The 17,449-nt window shown below is 33.3% G+C and carries 16 protein-coding genes and 2 tRNA genes; 12 read left to right on the forward strand and 6 right to left on the reverse strand.

Features of this window, described 5'->3' with window-relative positions; all coding sequences use genetic code 11:
* Nucleotides 1-33 precede the first annotated feature (33 nt).
* The 8 genes from V1468_RS12110 (at nt 34) to murI (ending at nt 8,284) form a co-directional block, all read left to right on the forward strand.
* Nucleotides 34-690, forward strand: coding sequence for a CBS domain-containing protein (locus tag V1468_RS12110; RefSeq protein WP_331810492.1), 657 nt, complete (start codon nt 34-36; stop codon nt 688-690).
* Nucleotides 691-692: 2 nt separating this feature from the next.
* Nucleotides 693-1,571 (forward strand): NAD kinase, encoded by an 879-nt coding sequence (locus V1468_RS12115; RefSeq protein WP_331810677.1) that lies wholly within the window; start codon nt 693-695, stop codon nt 1,569-1,571.
* 111 nt (nt 1,572-1,682) lie between these two features.
* The gene (gene porG, locus V1468_RS12120) at nt 1,683-2,372 is read left to right on the forward strand and encodes a type IX secretion system protein PorG (RefSeq protein WP_331810493.1); all 690 of its coding nucleotides are present in this window, start codon (nt 1,683-1,685) and stop codon (nt 2,370-2,372) included.
* A gap of 1 nt (nt 2,373) precedes the next feature.
* Complete coding sequence (locus V1468_RS12125; protein ID WP_331810678.1) at nt 2,374-3,117, forward strand: isoprenyl transferase; 744 nt, start codon at nt 2,374-2,376, stop codon at nt 3,115-3,117.
* Nucleotides 3,086-5,665, forward strand: a complete 2,580-nt coding sequence (bamA, locus tag V1468_RS12130; protein WP_331810494.1) for an outer membrane protein assembly factor BamA — start codon at nt 3,086-3,088, stop codon at nt 5,663-5,665. Before V1468_RS12125 ends, bamA begins: the two co-directional genes overlap by 32 nt.
* 152 nt (nt 5,666-5,817) lie before the next feature.
* Nucleotides 5,818-6,906, forward strand: coding sequence for an OmpH family outer membrane protein (locus V1468_RS12135; RefSeq protein ID WP_331810495.1), 1,089 nt, complete (start codon nt 5,818-5,820; stop codon nt 6,904-6,906).
* A 31-nt stretch (nt 6,907-6,937) separates the two neighbouring features.
* Nucleotides 6,938-7,438, forward strand: a complete 501-nt coding sequence (locus V1468_RS12140; protein WP_331810496.1) for an OmpH family outer membrane protein — start codon at nt 6,938-6,940, stop codon at nt 7,436-7,438.
* Between the two features lie 66 nt (nt 7,439-7,504).
* Nucleotides 7,505-8,284 (forward strand): glutamate racemase, encoded by a 780-nt coding sequence (gene murI, locus V1468_RS12145; protein ID WP_331810497.1) that lies wholly within the window; start codon nt 7,505-7,507, stop codon nt 8,282-8,284.
* Nucleotides 8,285-8,287: 3 nt separating this feature from the next.
* Here murI and V1468_RS12150 read toward each other — a convergent pair whose 3' ends face one another.
* A complete protein-coding gene (locus tag V1468_RS12150) occupies nt 8,288-8,803 on the reverse strand; it encodes a gamma carbonic anhydrase family protein (protein ID WP_331810498.1) in 516 nt (171 codons plus the stop codon).
* A 304-nt stretch (nt 8,804-9,107) separates the two neighbouring features.
* Nucleotides 9,108-9,644 carry an RNA methyltransferase gene (locus V1468_RS12155; RefSeq protein WP_331810499.1) on the reverse strand — a complete coding sequence of 179 codons (537 nt, stop codon included), beginning with the start codon at nt 9,642-9,644 and terminating at the stop codon, nt 9,108-9,110.
* 110 nt (nt 9,645-9,754) lie between these two features.
* On the opposite strand from V1468_RS12155, the gene mutS reads away from it, so the two are divergent.
* The 3 genes from mutS (at nt 9,755) to V1468_RS12170 (ending at nt 12,687) form a co-directional block, all read left to right on the forward strand.
* Complete coding sequence (gene mutS, locus V1468_RS12160; RefSeq protein ID WP_331810500.1) at nt 9,755-12,391, forward strand: DNA mismatch repair protein MutS; 2,637 nt, start codon at nt 9,755-9,757, stop codon at nt 12,389-12,391.
* Nucleotides 12,392-12,486: 95 nt separating this feature from the next.
* Nucleotides 12,487-12,558: transfer RNA gene (locus V1468_RS12165), tRNA-Gly, on the forward strand.
* A gap of 44 nt (nt 12,559-12,602) precedes the next feature.
* A tRNA-Leu gene (locus V1468_RS12170) sits at nt 12,603-12,687 on the forward strand.
* Here the strand turns inward: V1468_RS12170 and V1468_RS12175 are convergent.
* Together V1468_RS12175 and V1468_RS12180 are read right to left on the reverse strand one after the other, a co-directional pair.
* Nucleotides 12,653-14,194: a recombinase family protein gene (locus V1468_RS12175; RefSeq protein WP_331810501.1), complete on the reverse strand. Its 1,542-nt coding sequence runs from the start codon at nt 14,192-14,194 to the stop codon at nt 12,653-12,655. The two genes, V1468_RS12170 and V1468_RS12175, sit on opposite strands and share 35 nt — an antisense overlap.
* Before the next feature lie 231 nt (nt 14,195-14,425).
* Entirely contained in the window at nt 14,426-15,361 is a 936-nt protein-coding gene (locus tag V1468_RS12180; RefSeq protein ID WP_331810502.1) for a hypothetical protein, read from the reverse strand.
* A 221-nt stretch (nt 15,362-15,582) separates the two neighbouring features.
* On the opposite strand from V1468_RS12180, the gene V1468_RS12185 reads away from it, so the two are divergent.
* The gene (locus V1468_RS12185; protein WP_331810503.1) at nt 15,583-16,083 is read left to right on the forward strand and encodes a hypothetical protein; all 501 of its coding nucleotides are present in this window, start codon (nt 15,583-15,585) and stop codon (nt 16,081-16,083) included.
* 248 nt (nt 16,084-16,331) lie between these two features.
* Here the strand turns inward: V1468_RS12185 and V1468_RS16430 are convergent, their stop codons facing one another.
* On the reverse strand, nt 16,332-17,024 hold the full coding sequence (locus V1468_RS16430; RefSeq protein WP_408647371.1) for a phospholipase D-like domain-containing protein: 693 nt from the start codon (nt 17,022-17,024) through the stop codon (nt 16,332-16,334).
* On the reverse strand, nt 16,906-17,403 hold the full coding sequence (locus V1468_RS12190; protein WP_331810504.1) for a phospholipase D-like domain-containing protein: 498 nt from the start codon (nt 17,401-17,403) through the stop codon (nt 16,906-16,908). Before V1468_RS12190 ends, V1468_RS16430 begins: the two co-directional genes overlap by 119 nt.
* Nucleotides 17,404-17,449: the final 46 nt, after the last annotated feature.

The following is a 17,449-nucleotide window of genomic DNA, read 5'->3' on the forward strand; positions in this document are numbered from 1 at the left end:
TTGATTAATTTGCAAGATATTGAAACACTAAATATGCAGTTACAAGATTTTGTTATAAACGACATAAAGCCATTGAATATCACAGATAAAATAGGTGATTTACAAATGCTGTTTAATCAGCTCACGTATTCTCATGTGCCAATTCATAATCAAGGTGTGTATATGGGTTGTATTTCAGAAACTGATGTGCATTGTTTCGATAGCGCTATAGCAATAAGTGACTGTAATCATACTATTGAAGGATTCTTTGTGAGATCTACAACTAACTGGCTCGATGTACTTGAGGCATTCGCTCAGAACGATTCTAATATCATGCCTGTTTTAGATGAAAAGAACACCTATTTAGGATACTATGAGTTGAATGATATTATTCATTTGTTTAACGAAACACCTTTTTTCGCAGAGCCTGGAGGTATTTTAATCGTAGAAAAAGGAATCCATGATTATTCGTTTAGTGAAATTAGTCAGATTGTAGAGTCTAATGATGCAAAACTACTTGGTGCATTTATATCTAAAATGGGGTCAGACCTTGTTCAGATTACATTAAAAATTGGTAATTCCAGTCTTAACGAAATTATACAAACTTTTAGGCGCTACAGTTATAATATTGTTTCAGGTCATGAAGAAGATTCTTATATAGAAAGCTTAAAAGAGCGTTCAGAGTATCTAGACAAATACCTAAATATGTAATGATGAAAATTGCAATTTACGGTCAGAATTACGCAAAAGATTCTACTCAGAATGCACTAGAGATTTTAGTAGATGAGCTCTCAAAATATAATGTTGAGGTTTTAATTGAATCAGATTTTTTGAGTCAACAGAACGAAGTAGTTCTTAATAATAGCGCATTAAAAACATTTACAGAGCTCAATAAAACATTCGATTTGCTTATTAGTATTGGTGGCGACGGTACTATATTAAGAGCAATAACCTATGTGAAAGACCTTGGTATCCCTATAGTCGGTATTAATACTGGTCGATTAGGTTTTTTAGCAACTATACAAACAGAAGAGATTGACTCCGCACTATCTGAGATTTTTAATGGAGATTATAAAATTTCAGAGCGTACTTTGTTGAGTGTTACTACAGAACCCGAAAGCCAAGTTGTAGGGCATACTAACTTTGCACTTAATGAGATAGCTCTTAGCAGAAAGAATACTACCTCTATGATTACTGTAGAAACACATCTTGATGATGAATATTTAACCTCTTATTGGGCTGATGGTCTTATATTATCTACACCAACAGGTTCTACAGGATATTCTTTAAGTTGTGGAGGTCCAGTCATAACACCAGAAGCTAATAATTTTGCGCTAACACCTATAGCTCCACATAATTTAAGTGCAAGACCTTTAATTATACCAGACAAAACAAAAGTTACTTTTAAGGTTGACGGGAGGGAGGATCAGTTTTTAATGTCTTTAGATTCTAGAATTGTTACTTTGCCTAATACAACTACGGTAACAGTAAAAAAGGCTGGTTTTGCAATTAAGATGGTTGAGCGTTTAGAAGAAACATTCTTAGATACTTTAAGAAAAAAGCTTCTTTGGGGCGAGGATAGACGTAATTAAGTCCTGTTTTTTACAATAAAAGCTTGTAAATACTGTTTATCTCTAAGACAATTTGTATCAAATTGTAATAGGCTAATCATAATTATTATATTTGCAAACTTTGAAAAATTTATGAGGTATTTATTCCTAATTTTCATATGTGTATTTTTTATGCAAAACACTAAAGCTCAAATTTATGAGGTTGGTGTGTTTGCAGGTGGGAGTAATTTTATTGGAGATGTTGGTGCTACCAATTATATATCACCAAATCAGCTTGCTATTGGTGGTATTTTTAAATGGAATAGAAGTCCGAGGCATTCTTATAGATTATCTGTTATTTTTTCAGATTTAGAAGGTATTGATGGAAAATCAGATGATCCAAGAAGAATACAAAGAGGTTATAAGTTTAATACAAGTATTTTAGAAATATCTGCCGGAATGGAATTTACGTTTTGGGATTTTGATTTACATACAAGTGGAGTAAAAGGAACACCATATTTATATACAGGGATTTCTGTGGCTAATCACGATAATTATTATTTTACTCAAAACGGTCAGTATACTTCAGAAGATACAAGTAGTTGGGCGTATGGTATACCAATGGTTTTAGGGTATAAAACCAATATAAGCAATCATTTGGTGTTAGCAGGAGAAATAGGTGCTAGATATACATTTTCTGATGAGCTAGATGGGAGTGTGCCAGATAATGAGTTTAGAGAACAGCTAAGTTTTGGAAACACAAATAGTAATGATTGGTATGTGTTTTCAGGAATTACCTTAACTTACACCTTTGGTAGAAGACCTTGTTATTGTAATTTTTAAGATGAGTCTAAAAGAAAAAGTAAATAAAGAAAAACTTCCCAACCATGTTGCAATAATTATGGACGGTAATGGTCGTTGGGCAAAGCAACAGGGCTTAATGCGCGTTATTGGACATGAAAACGGTACTAAAGCTGTTAGGCAAACCGTTGAGGCAAGTGCAGAATTAGGTATTAAGAATTTAACACTTTATGCTTTTTCTACAGAAAACTGGAACAGACCAAAACTAGAAGTGCAAACGCTTATGAAACTTTTGGTAAAATCATTAAAAAAGGAGATAAAAACCTTACAAGACAATAATATTAAGCTATCTGCAATTGGTTGTCTTCACGATTTACCAAAAAAAGCACATAAAGAGTTGTTGGATGTTATAGAAAAGACAAAAAATAATACGAATATGACATTAACTTTAGCCTTGAGCTATGGTTCTCGTGAAGAAATTGTTAATGTTATTAAAGAATTATCAGTTAAAGTTAAAAATAATATAATTTCTTCTGAAAGTATTGATGAATCAATTATAAATAAGCATCTTTACACGCAAAATTTACCAGATGTAGACTTGTTAATTCGTACTAGCGGTGAGCAACGAATTAGTAATTTTTTACTTTGGCAAATTGCCTATGCTGAATTATATTTTACGGATATTTTATGGCCAGATTTTGACAAAGAACATTTGTACAAAGCACTCATAAATTATCAAAATAGAGAACGAAGATTTGGAAAAACAAGCGAACAACTTACCTCATAAGAAATTATCAAAGTCCCTTGCTAAATTAATTGGTGTTGTATTAATTTTTACAATACCTTTTTTGGGTAATGCACAAGCTCAAGATGGTGCTAAGTATTTAATTAAAGAAATTACCGTTACAGGAAATACTAATTTTAGTCCACAAACTATTATTGCTTATTCAAAGCTAAGAAAGGACGAAGAAATTCAGGTAGGCGGAGAAAAAATTGCTAACGCAGTTAAGACCTTATGGAAGTCTAACCTATTTAGTAGTATAGATATTTTTATTACTGATATAGATGGTAGTACCGCCAATTTAGAAATCCATCTTATGGATTTGCCCGAGCTTAAAGATTTAACGATTGAGGGTGTAAAGAAAGGTAAGAAGGATGAAATTATAACCGAAAATAAGCTTCAATCTGGTGTAAAGGTTACAGAAAACCTTATTGCAACCACAAGAAATTACCTTACTAACAAATACAAAAAGAAAGGATTTTTAAACGCTAAAGTTAACATTCAAACCACAGAAGTTATAGACTCTGTTGAAAAGGAACGTGTTAACATGAAAATTAAGATAGACAAAGGTCAGAAAGTAAAGATAAAAGAAATCAACTTTATTGGTAACGAAAAACTTGCAGATAAAAAGCTTCGTAAAGCAATGAAAAATACTAAGAAAAAGAGTCTTAGTCCATTGCGAATATTTAAGCGTTCAAAATATATAGAAGAAGACTTTAGAGAAGATTTAGTAAGCATTGTTGATCGTTACAAAGAAAAAGGATATAGAGATGCCAGAATTGTTTCAGATTCTATAATTTATAACAATAACAAAACTATAAGTTTAAACATAGAAGTAGAAGAAGGCGAAAAATATACTTTTGGAAAAATAGATTTTGTTGGTAATACAGTATATGATGACAGACAATTGGCAGCATTGTTAGGCATTAAAGAGGGTGACACATATAATGGTGTAGAGTTGAGAGAGCGTATAGATGATCCTAATGATCCAGATGCAATAAGTTTAGTAAATGCTTATCAAAATAGTGGTTACATGTTCTCTACGATTAACCCAGTTGAGGTAAGTGCAGAGGGTAATGTCATCGATATGGAGATTCGTATTTCTGAAGGTAAGCCAGCTTATTTCAATAATGTTACAGTTAAAGGAAATGATGTAACCAACGACCATGTAATATACAGAGAGATAAGAACACGTCCAGGTGAGTTGTATAGTAAATCTCAAATCATAAGAACCCTAAGAGAGCTAGGGCAATTAGGATTCTTTGATGCGCAACAGTTGGTTCCTAATATTAAAAACCCTAATCCTGTAGATGGTACTTTAGATATTGAATATGAAGTTGCCGAGCAAGGCTCTAGTCAAATACAACTACAAGGTGGTTATGGTGGCGGAGGTTTTATAGGTACACTTGGGTTATCATTCAATAACTTTGCTATCAAAGATATATTTAAAAAGGAAGCATACAAACCAGTACCAAGAGGAGATGGACAGAGTTTGGCTCTAAGATTGCAAGCTAGTCAGTTTTTTCAAACATATAGTTTCTCGTTTAGTGAGCCTTGGTTAGGTGGTAAGAAGCCATTCCAGCTATCAAGTTCTTTATCTTATTCTAGACAATTTTTGTATAACTCTACAACACGTAGAGCAGATAAGAGTAGAAGATTTAATATTCTTGGTCTTACTTTAGGTATTTCAACCAGGCTTTCAGAACCAGATGACTACTTTTTATTATCACAGGCAATAAGCTACCAAAAGTATGACTTAAATAACTATAACACAGGACTATTTACTTTCGGTGATGGTACATCAAATAACTTGTCTTATACTATTGGTTTAAGTAGAAATAATTTATACACAGATCCAATTTTCCCAACAGGAGGATCTAGTTTTACGGCTTCTGCTAAGTTTTCTTTCCCATATTCTTTAGTAAATGGAGTGGATTATAAGGCGCTTAAAGATGAGAGAGATGCTTTAGATCCATCAGATGAAGATGACTATGCACGTATAGGTGAAATTGACCAAGAGCGTTTTAAGTGGTTAGAGTTCTATAAAATAAAGTTTAGAGCTGATTGGTATACAGCCTTAACAAAAAAGTTGGTTCTTAGACCTAGTGTAGAATTTGGTTTCTTAGGTGCGTATAATAACGATAGAGGAGTTATTCCTTTTGAGCGTTTCTTTGTTGGAGGAGATGGTTTAGGAAATTTTGCATTAGACGGAAGAGAGATTATTCAGTTACGTGGTTATCCTAATCAATCCCTATCTACAACAGATGGTGGTTCTATCTACAACAAATTCTCTTTAGAACTTCGTCATGCTATAACACTTGGTGCTCAGGCTAAGATATACGCGTTAGGGTTCTTAGAAGGCGGTCAGTCTATCAACAGTTTTAGAGATTTCAATCCTTTCAATGTTAGAAGATCTGCAGGTTTCGGTCTAAGAATCTTTATGCCAGCCTTCGGTTTATTAGGTATAGATTTTGGTCATGCATTCGACGATTTACCAGATGGAACATCACCAAGAAAATGGGAAACACACTTCATTATTGGGCAACAATTTTAATTTTGGCACGATATTTTCTAGTTGCTAATTAAGTATTTCATTATGGTGTTAAAATTTTTAAGGATATATTTCGTTAAATTTGAAGATTAGTAACACTAAAATTGACGAAAAGATTGGAAAACAATTCAAGATGTCTCAAAACAAAAACAATCATGATGAAATTTAAAGTTCTTTTTTTACTGACAGTTATAGGTCTTATGAGCTTTAATGCTAATGCCCAAAGAGGTGTTAGAATAGGTTATATAGATACCGAGTATATTTTGCAAAATGTACCTGAGTATCAGGAAGCTTCTACACAGCTAGACAAAAAAGTGCTACAGTGGAAAACTGAGATAGAAAAAAAGCTTAGTGTAATCGACCAAAAGAAGAAAGAGCTTGAAAATGAGAGTGTATTGCTTACAAAGGAATTATATGAAGAGCGTATGGAAGATATTTCTTTTGAAGAGGCAGAAATATTAGACTATCAACAAAAGCGTTTTGGTCCTAATGGAGATTTAATGATTCAAAAACGTCAGTTAATAGAGCCTATACAAGATCAAATATTCGCAGCTGTACAGCAAATAGCGGAAACTAAAAAGTTTGATTTTGTTTTTGATAAATCAGCAGATGTAGTAATGCTTTATTCTGCTGAGCGCTATGATATTAGTGAGCAAGTTTTAAGAACAATTACACGGACTTCAAAACGTAATCAAGCAAAGAGTAAAAAGGAGCGTCAAGAGTTAGAAGATGAAGATGTTGTACCTGTAGTAAATGAAGAAAAGGATGAAAGACAGAAAGCTTTAGAAGAACGTAAAGCAGCAAGAGAAGCAGAATTAGCTGCAAAACGTGCTGAGCGCGAAAAGGCTTTGGAGGCGAGGAGAGCAAGACAAGACTCTATTAGAGAAGCAAAGAAGCGTGAAGCAGACGCTCGTAGGCAAAGTATATTAGATGCTAGAAATAAAACTGAGGACGAAGCTAAAAAAACAGTAAAAGATAGTACAACTCAAGGAAAAAAAGTGGTTAAGACTTCTGATAGTAAAAAAGCAGAGTCTACCGTTAAAAAAGATTCGGTGAGTTCTAAGAAGCAGCCAACTGCTGCCGAAATTAAGGCAAACGATAGAGAAAGAAGAAGAAAAGCGTTAGAAGAACGAAAGAAGAAAATTTTAGAACAAAGAAAAAAAGCGCGTGAAGAGCGTGAAGAACAACTTAGAAAAAGAGATTCTATAGCGAAAGCTAAGAAAGAAGAAGGAGAAGATAACTAATAATTATAACACACAAATACAATTTAGAAAAATGAAACATTTTAAATCATTATTATTTGCAGCAGCACTATTTATTGGTGCAACTACTTATATGTCGGCACAAAGTAAAATTGCACATATAGATACTCAAAAGCTGATTGAAGCTATGCCAGACTATATTAAAGCTAAAGCAGAAATCGATAAGCTTAAAGCAACTTATCAAGCTGAGCTACAAGACCAAATGAAAGAGCTTAATAATAAAATTAAGCAATATGAGGCAGAAGCTGCATCACAGACAGATGAAGAAAACTTAAGACGTAAGCAAGAGGTTGCTACTTTTGATCAATCAATAGCGGTGTATCAACAAAATCAGATACAAGATATCCAAAAGAAAAATGAAGCTTTTATGAAGCCAATAATTGAGGATGCTAAAAAGGCAATTCAAGAAGTGGCTAAAGCTCAAGGATATGAGTATGTTCTAGATTCTGCAGTATTACTAGTTTCAGATGGTAAAGACCTTATGGCAGATGTAAAAGCTCACTTAAAAATATAAGTAAGTTTTAAATAAAATCTATTTGAAAGTCGCTTTTTAATAAAGCGACTTTTTATTTTTGTACGTATGAGTAATTATCCAATTGGTATTTTTGATTCTGGTGTTGGTGGCACTTCCATTTTTAAAGAAATACATGCCTTGCTCCCAAATGAGAATATAATCTACTTAGCAGATAGCAGAAATGCGCCATACGGTAATAGGACTAAGGAAGAGATAAAGAACCTTTCCATAAAGAACACAGAATATTTGCTAAGCAAAGGTTGCAAAATTATTGTGGTTGCATGTAATACAGCGACAACAAATGCAATCACCTATTTAAGGGAATCGTATGAGGTGCCTTTTATTGGGATAGAACCAGCAATTAAACCAGCAGCTTTAAATACAAAGACTAAAGCGGTTGGGATTTTAGCCACTAAAGGAACGCTTAGTAGTCAGCTTTTTCACAAAACCTCAGATTTGTATGCTAATGGTATAAAAGTGATAGAGCAAATAGGGGAAGGTATAGTGCCTTTAATAGAATCAGGTAAGTTGAATTCAGATGAAATGAAAGATTTGCTACAGCTCTATTTAGAGCCTATGCTTAAGGCTAATATAGACTACCTGGTTTTAGGTTGTACGCATTATCCTTACTTAATACCAATGTTAGAAACGATGCTTCCTGAGGGCGTAAAAATCATAGATTCAGGATTGGCAGTCGCCAAGCAGACAAAAGCCGTTTTGCAATCTCAAGATTTATTGAATTTAGATGAAGCAACACCTTCGGTAAAACTACATTCTAACAGTAACGTTGAGGTATTAAATACATTAGTAGGTGGTAATTTTGAAACCACGTTTTTAGATTTTTAAGACTTATTCTTTAAACCAGCCAGAATATTTCACGTAGTTATTTGCAATACGGTCAATTTCTCCAGAGATTAATTCCTCGCTAATATCCTTTACTTTTTTAGCTGGTACACCAGCGTATATACTGCCAGATTCTACAATTGTGTTTTTGGTTACTACAGCACCAGCAGCAATAATGCTATTGCTTTCAATAACGCAGTCATCCATTACAATGCTGCCCATGCCAATTAGGACATTATCGTGTATTGTGCATCCATGAACAATAGCGTTATGACCAATAGAAACGTTGTTACCAATAGTAGTTGGCGATTTTTGATACGTTGCATGGATTACAGCACCATCTTGTATATTTACCTTATTTCCCATCTTTATATAATGCACATCACCTCTAACAACAGCATTAAACCAAATACTACATTGGCTTCCCATAGTAACTTCGCCTACAATAGTGGCATTGTCGGCAACAAAACAATCTTCAGAGATTTGAGGGTGTATATTTCTAATGGGTTTAATAATAGGCATGATTATATGTTTTTTAATTTGATTTTATTCGTTACGTTTATTTGTTATCGTAACTTTTTTGTAAGTTTTAGCACAAGTAGAATATAGTACCGCTTTATATGATTCTTTATAATATAATTTATTTTATTCAAAAAGGTACACCTTTTAGTGGACCAGTAAATGCGCCAAGACCTAATAACAACATTTCGTCAGGAGCAACACCGCAACAAGCATTTGTTATTTTTATTATAATATTGTTGGTCTTTCTTATAATCTTTCAAACTAAGAAAGATAAAAAATAATAAAAGCCTTCCTTTGGGAAGGTTTATATGAGCTTCTTCAATTTGCTAAAAACATCCCATATTACCACGCCAGTACTTACTGAAATATTTAAAGAGTGTTTGGTTCCAAATTGTGGTATTTCTATAACTTCATCACTAGCAGTTACAACATCTTGTGCCACACCTTTAACTTCATTGCCAAATACAAAGGCATATTTAGTATTAGGTTGAGGTTGAAATGTATCTAACATCGTTGCATGTTCAGCCTGTTCAATAGCACAAATTTTTACACCTTCGTTTTTTAAATCGGTAACAACATCTATTGTGTTTTCGGCATATTCCCAATCAACAGTTTCGGTGCTTCCTAGAGCTGTTTTGCGAATATCGTTATGAGGAGGTTGAGCTGTAATGCCACAGAGGTAAATTTTTTCAATTAAAAAAGCATCACTCGTTCTAAAAACAGATCCGATATTATTCAGACTACGAATATTATCCAAAATGATAATTATAGGAGACTTTTTAGCTTCTTTAAATTCAGAAACATCGAGACGGTCTAATTCACTATTTTTTAATTTACGCATGTTGAAATGTTATGTGTTTTGTAAATAACTTATGCTCAAAAGGCTTTATATAATAAGGCTATTTGGCTACATTAGCAATGTTACAATTACAAGTCCTGATGACAATCGGGATGAAGCAAAAATACACATTTCTCTTGGCTAAAAAGGCAAAAAAAGAAACACCATTAATGAAGCAGTACAATGCTATAAAAGCAAAGTATCCTGATGCATTATTGCTGTTTAGAGTTGGGGATTTTTATGAAACCTTTGGTAGTGATGCTGTAAAAGCATCCAAAATACTAGACATTATCTTAACCAAGCGTGGTGCTGGTAGCGATAGCGAAACTGAATTGGCAGGTTTTCCACATCATTCATTAAACACCTATTTACCAAAGTTGGTAAAAGCAGGTGAACGTGTGGCAATTTGCGATCAGCTTGAAGATCCTAAACAAACCAAAAAAATTGTTAAGCGAGGAGTTACAGAATTGGTAACGCCTGGTGTCGCATTAAATGATGATATTTTACATTCCAAGTCTAACAATTTTCTGTGTGCTGTTCATTTTGATAAAACCTACATCGGAATTTCGTTTTTAGACATCTCAACAGGTGAGTTTTTAACCTCTCAAGGAGATGCAGAATATATAGATAAGTTACTTCAGAATTTTAATCCTAGTGAAGTGCTTATTTCAAAAAAGTGCAGAAAGACCTTCAGTGAAACGTTTGGAAATGATTTTCATACTTTTTATCTCGAAGACTGGGTGTTTCAGGCAGATTACGCCAACGAAACACTAACCAAGCATTTTAATACTAAAAGCTTAAAAGGGTTTGGTGTAGAAGATTTGTATGAAGGTATTATTGCTTCAGGTGTTGTGTTGCACTATTTAAGTGAAACAAGGCATAACAAGTTAGAGCATATTGCAACAATTTCTAGAATTGCTACAGATGATTACGTTTGGATGGATAAATTCACCATTAGAAATTTAGAATTATACCATTCTACCAATGCCAATGCGGTAACTTTAATTAACGTTATTGACAAAACAATTTCGGCAATGGGAGGTCGTACCTTAAAGCGTTGGTTAGCCTTGCCTCTAAAACATGCTGAAAAAATAAAACAACGACATGAAGTTGTTAAGTATTTATTGGAGCATGATGTTGCGCTTCAAAAAATGCAAGGACAAATAAAGCATATTGGAGATATAGAACGTCTTATTTCTAAAATTGCAACCACTAAGGTAAGTCCACGCGAAGTGATTCAGCTTAAAAACTCTTTAGAAGCAATTGTTCCTATAAAATCTATTGCAGAAAGTTGTGATAATGAAGCCTTAAAAATTATTGGAAGTAGTCTTCATAATTGCGATTTGCTTCGCGAAAAAATAAAGCAAACGCTAAACGAAGAGGCTCCGGTTAATGTCTTAAAAGGGAATACTATTGCTGAAGGATTTTCTGAAGAACTCGATGAGCTTAGAGGATTGTCAAAGTCAGGTAAGGATTACCTAGATAAAATGCTAGAGCGTGAATGTGAGCGTACAGGTATTCCGTCATTAAAGATAGCATCAAATAACGTTTTTGGTTATTACATTGAAGTTAGAAATACTCACAAAGATAAAGTGCCACAAGAATGGGTGCGTAAGCAAACATTGGTAAGCGCGGAGCGTTATATTACCGAAGAGTTAAAAGAATACGAAGCAAAAATACTAGGTGCCGAAGAACGCATTTTAGCCATAGAGCAGCAGTTGTTTGTTGAGTTGGTAAGCTGGATGCATCAATTTATCATTCAGGTGCAGCAAAATGCTCAATTAGTTGGTCAGTTAGATTGCCTTTGTGGTTTTGCAAGCTTGGCAAAGAGTAATAACTATTCATATCCTCAAATTGATGATAGTTTTGAACTAGATATAAAAGAAGGACGTCATCCTGTTATAGAAAAACAATTACCATTAGGTGAAGCTTATATTGCGAATGATGTCTATCTCGATAGAGAATCGCAGCAGATTATAATGATTACTGGACCAAACATGTCTGGTAAATCGGCAATCTTACGACAAACAGCATTAATTGTATTACTAGCCCAAATAGGAAGTTTTGTACCAGCAGAACAGGCCAGAATTGGACTTGTCGATAAGATTTTTACACGAGTAGGAGCTAGCGATAATATCTCTATGGGCGAATCTACGTTTATGGTAGAAATGAATGAAACTGCTTCTATTCTGAATAATATATCAGACCGCAGTTTAGTCTTGTTAGATGAAATAGGACGAGGTACAAGTACCTATGATGGTATTTCTATAGCTTGGGCCATAAGTGAATATTTGCACGAGCATCCTGCAAAACCAAAAACACTTTTTGCAACGCACTATCACGAGCTTAATGAAATGACAGAAACCTTTAATAGGATTAAAAACTTTAATGTAGCTGTTAAAGAATTAAAAGATAATGTGCTTTTTGTTAGAAAGCTTGTTGAAGGAGGAAGCGAGCACAGTTTTGGTATTCATGTTGCGAAAATGGCTGGTATGCCACAACAAGTGATAAGGCGAGCAAATAAAATTTTAACTAAACTTGAAAAATCACATTCAAGTGAAGAGCTGACTGATAAGGTAAAATCTTTAAAAGATGATATGCAGTTAAGCTTCTTTAATTTGGATGATCCTCTTTTAGAGGATATTAAAGATGAAATTCTACATACAGATATTGATACTTTAACGCCAGTTGAAGCGTTAATGAAACTCAATGAAATAAAGCGAATGTTGGTGAATAAAAAACAAGCTTAAAATAAATTGTATTTATTTTTAAAAAAGGCTTTGCATTTATAAGATTTATTTTAAATTTGCATCCGCTTTTACAGCGAAATAGTTCTTTAAAAACTGCGAAAGTAGCTCAGGGGTAGAGCATCACCTTGCCAAGGTGAGGGTCGCGGGTTCAAATCCCGTCTTTCGCTCTACAATAATATATACCAATAAAGTTACAGTCTGTAACTTGGATGCTGAAGTGGTGGAATTGGTAGACACGTTGGACTTAAAATCCAATGGCCATTATGGCCGTGCGGGTTCAAGTCCCGCCTTCAGTACTAATTGGGACAAATCAATTTTTTTCGATTTGTCCCATTTTTTATTTCCTTTAAAATCCTTGTTAATACTAGAAATTTTTAAAAGTAGTGGATTGATGTCAGCGGTTCGAACACTTTGATTTTCAAATTGGAAGTTTTTAGGGAAAATCGAACCGATTAATCTTCTCTTAAGATCTATATCGCTGTTATTGAATTGTTTATCAAAAGATTCAAGTTTCTTTAGACCATTTTTATAGATTGAAAGTATATCCTTTTGATTTTTCCAGTTTTGCTCAACGGCATTCAATTCAGACAATCTATTTTGATAACGCACTTTTGTACTTTTGTACTCTTCTCTATCAAAATCTCCATCTAAATAAAGATCTTGAAGTCTTTCTAACTTATGCTTTATGGAACTTACTTCTTCATAATGTTTAGGACTCAATCTACTTGATTTAGTGAGACTTTTAAAACGGTTTTCAATAATCTTTTGCAATAACTCACTGGAGTTAGGATTTAGAGAAATCCCACCTAAGAAATCATTGAACCAAGATTCTACTTCTTCAACTTTGTAGCGAGTACTACAAGGCTTTTCACAGTGATAATATGCGTAATACCGACTTCTTCCCTTTGAAGAACTTGCTTTAAGAGGTTTTAGGCAATTAGGACAAAGCACAAAACCTTTAAAGGGATATTTTTTATTGATTTTTTTGTGTCTAACTTGATATTGTCTTTTGCCACCATCAATATGAACTTGAACCTTTTCAAAAAGATCTTTTGTGATAAGTGGCTCGTGGATTCCCTTTATTACCCGCTCAAGCTCATCATTGAAAGCACTTAATATTATGTCTCCATGATAGATGGGGTTTCTGATTATTCTAGCAAATGCAGATTTACTTGTTTTGAAACCCTTACCTTTCAGTTTAATCAATACTGTTTTTTGGGAATATAAACCTAGGCTAAGTAACTTGAACCCTTCTTTTATATACTTAGCATCTTTATTTGGAATTAAAATAGGTTTGTTTTGTTTGTCCCTTCCCATATCGTACCCTTTAGGAGGAGAAACTACATACCTTCCTTCCTTGAAAGCACGCCTAATTCCAGCTTTAACATTCAATGAGCGTCTTTGGTTTTCAACCTCAGGCATGGAAAGGTAAACTGCTAACATCAATCCCTGTTCAGGAATAGATAGGTCTAGAGGTTGTTCGATGGCGTTAACAAGAACTCCTAGTTCCGTGAACTCATTAATCTTGTTATAGGATTCAGAAGTATTACGAGAGAAACGATCCCATTTTGTAAAAAGAACTTGGTCTACTGATTTGTAGTTTTTTTTGATGTAAGACATCATTTTCTTGAACTCAGGACGATTGAAAGTCTTTGCTGAATGGTCTTCCTTGAATATAGAAATAACATTAAAATTGTTATTAGAACAATAGCTGAGTAATTTCTCTTCTTGGTCTCGTAGTGAAAATCCCTTGTCAGCCTGCTCATCTGTGGAGACTCTTACATAGAGAAAAACATTTTTCATAGTATTAAACTTTTTGGTTGCATATGATATCAGCGAAACATTCTAATATCAAAATTATCTCAGTTACTTCGCTATTATCAAAGGCGTTGTTATTATCTTTATTTAATATTTGTTTGGCAACATTGTGAAAACTGGTTTTCTGGTCCATCTCTGTTTGGATTGAAACCAGGCTTTGTTTTCAGGAACTGATTATGTTCTACGATGTGTATCATTTTTGGAAATATTTAAGTATCACTCTTTTTTAATAAGTGTTATTTTGTAATTATCATTGGAGCGTATATCAATTAAAAGCTTTGAGCCTTTCATGATCTTATTTGTTAAAATATATTTAGCTAATTGCTCTCGGCTCTTATGCTGTTCAGTTATAACTAAAGGTTTAATATCTCTTTTCTCAAAAGCTATCTCAACAATTTTAGGTCTTTTAAAAACAACAATATCCCTTATTTGCCTTTCGACATTGAAAAGGTATTTGAGGTCCTTTATTTTTCGGTTATCAAATTCATGTAACAATATCTTTGAAAGAATGGGCACTAATGGAATACTAAGCATAGGTTTTTGTAGATAAATACTCTTTAAATCTAAAATTAAGTCCAAATTGCCATCATGAAACATATAATCGTTTGTTTCAGGTACGAAAAGAAAGTTATGTGGTATTCCGTTTCTATAGAAAGCTGATTTAACAGCATCGGTAAAAGGATTAATAATGGTCCTGAAATAATGCTCCATAAGCAATTCATTACGCAAGTGAGATTTAAGCTTATCAATTTCTTGTTTTGGTAAATTATGGGGGTTATTCTTTATATTATATTCAAAGACTCTATCAGCATACTTTTGCTCTCTAGGTTCTTGCCACACCTTATAGGCTAGCTTCTCTAGATTTTCAATTGAGACTTTAAAACCAATCAATTCACTCACTATCGATACCCAAACTGCTTGAGCGAGGTTAAGTCGTATCCATTTTGCTTTTTTATTTTTTTTATTATCATTATCCGAAATAACATCAACTAGCTTATTTATATCAGGTGATTGTTCTACAGGAACAAATGGGACAATTCGTTCTCTAATCCAATGATTTATATTTTTTGAACTTATGTCTAATTGGTTAGGGCCAAGTTCTCTAGACTCAAAGATGGCATTTCCAATTTCCTCAATTGTTTTTGTTGTCATTGTAAAAATAATTACTCAAATATAGTAAAAAGTAAAAAAAGAATTATATTTGGATATAAAATATTTCAAAATGAAATGGAATATGTTTAAAAAATTGAAAAACAGAATATTAAAATTAAAAAAAGTTAAGTATACCAATACAATACCATTGATATACTAATAGTTTACTACTGGTAAATCATAGGTATACCAACTAAAACACATAAACAAATTACACTATTATGGACACAACAAGAAACGTAACAATAAGCTTCAAGACTACTGCTGAGGAGAAAACAGCTCTACAACAGATAGCTAACGATAAGAACATTTCAAGATCAGAGCTTATAGCTAGTATCGTAAATGGATTTAAAAATCAGTATGATTACATTGGAAAAACATCTCCAAAGGAGAAAGAGCTAAATGAAAAATTAAATAACCTTTTAAAAGAAAACAGAAAACTGATTTTGTCTTTAGAAAATGCCGAGCATAGAATAGAGATAGAACAAAAAGCGAATCAAAAGTATGTCAAAGAACAACTTGAAATGAACAAGACCATTTTCGACATGAAGGGACAACTAAAAACAGCTAAAAAGGACATCGCTAGTTTAAACGAACAGTTAATATCGATTGAAGCGCCTAATAGAGATGATACAAGCCCCGAACTTTTATGGGGCTCTCTGGGCTCATTATTGATATCTGGCCTTGCATTGTTTTTCGCACCAAGGTTATTCAATCACTAACTTAATAAAGCATTTGGAAAAAGGCTGAGTAAGTGCGCAATCCTTAACCCAATTAAAATTTGTAGGTTATTACATATCAACCAATATCTCGTTGGATTAACTGACCACGGTAATCAATTCTGAAAGATATATACGCAATATTAAATAGTTAAAAAACCTATCACAATACGCCAAGTCTATGTATTTAAGTAATTATCACTTTTATCTTGACTATAGGAAGTCTCCAAACTAAAAGTCAGAGTCTAAACTTATTTTGCAAATCTGATATGAGGCAAAAAGGTTAGGAACAATATAGCTGCTCTTACCATTCGGTAGGCCATATAATTGACAAATCTTGAAATAAAACTGGTATTTTTATAGATAGTATCAATCGTAACCTCATTGCATTGATTGATAATATTTTGAAAATCAGAACGTAATAATTCGGAAAAGTAAGGTGAATGTATTTCAACATTCATTTCGATACTTCCATAGCAGCTAAGGTCATTGAGGTTAAATGAACCTATTGTGGACCATTTGTTATCCACCACAGCCGCTTTGCCGTGCACGACAGAATTATTCCATTCATATATTAGCACATTTTGTTTTAAAAATAATGAATATAAATAAGAGGTTGCATTACGTATTAAAGGCACATCACTAATCCCTGCTAATATTAGCGTTACTTTTACTTTCCTTTTACAAGCACCTATTATAGCATTGTTTAGTCTTCTTCCTGGTAAAAAATAAGAACTGACAATGACTATTTCATTCTTGGCTTGGTTGATGGAATTTGTGTAAGAGTCGCATACTTCAGTTTTGTTTTTAAGCCAATCGTTTTGTCTAATACCAACAAGTGTTTTTCCTGCAGAATGTAATACAGGTTTTATTTTTTTTTGAGCTTCTGTCTTTAAAAAAATAATCGCGACACAGTTTTTGCAAATCTTGGGCAGCTGGGCAATCTAATTTTATAGCATAATCTAGCCAAGGCTCATCACTTTCTTTACCGCGATATTTATTTGCAATATTTATTCCTCCTATGATTGCAAATTTAGCATCAGCTACAATTACTTTGTGATGCATCCTTCTTCCTAAATAAAAGTTGTTGACAGAAAATAACGGCGAAAAAAATCGAAAAAATATTCCACTCTGCTGCAAATCTTTTATGAAATTATCAGAAAGAGATGAGCTGCCATAAGCATCTAATAGGATATAAACCTTCACATTTCGATGTGCTGCTTCTTTTAAACAATTTGCTATATCATTTCCTGTTTCATCATTTTCAAAAATGTAGGTTTGTAAATGAATCTCTTCTTGTGCATTTTCAATGATTTCTTTCATCTTAACGAAATATTCATCACCGGAATGTATCAATTTTATATGTTCA

Source organism: Winogradskyella poriferorum (assembly GCF_036553625.1).
GTDB lineage: Bacteria > Bacteroidota > Bacteroidia > Flavobacteriales > Flavobacteriaceae > Winogradskyella > Winogradskyella poriferorum.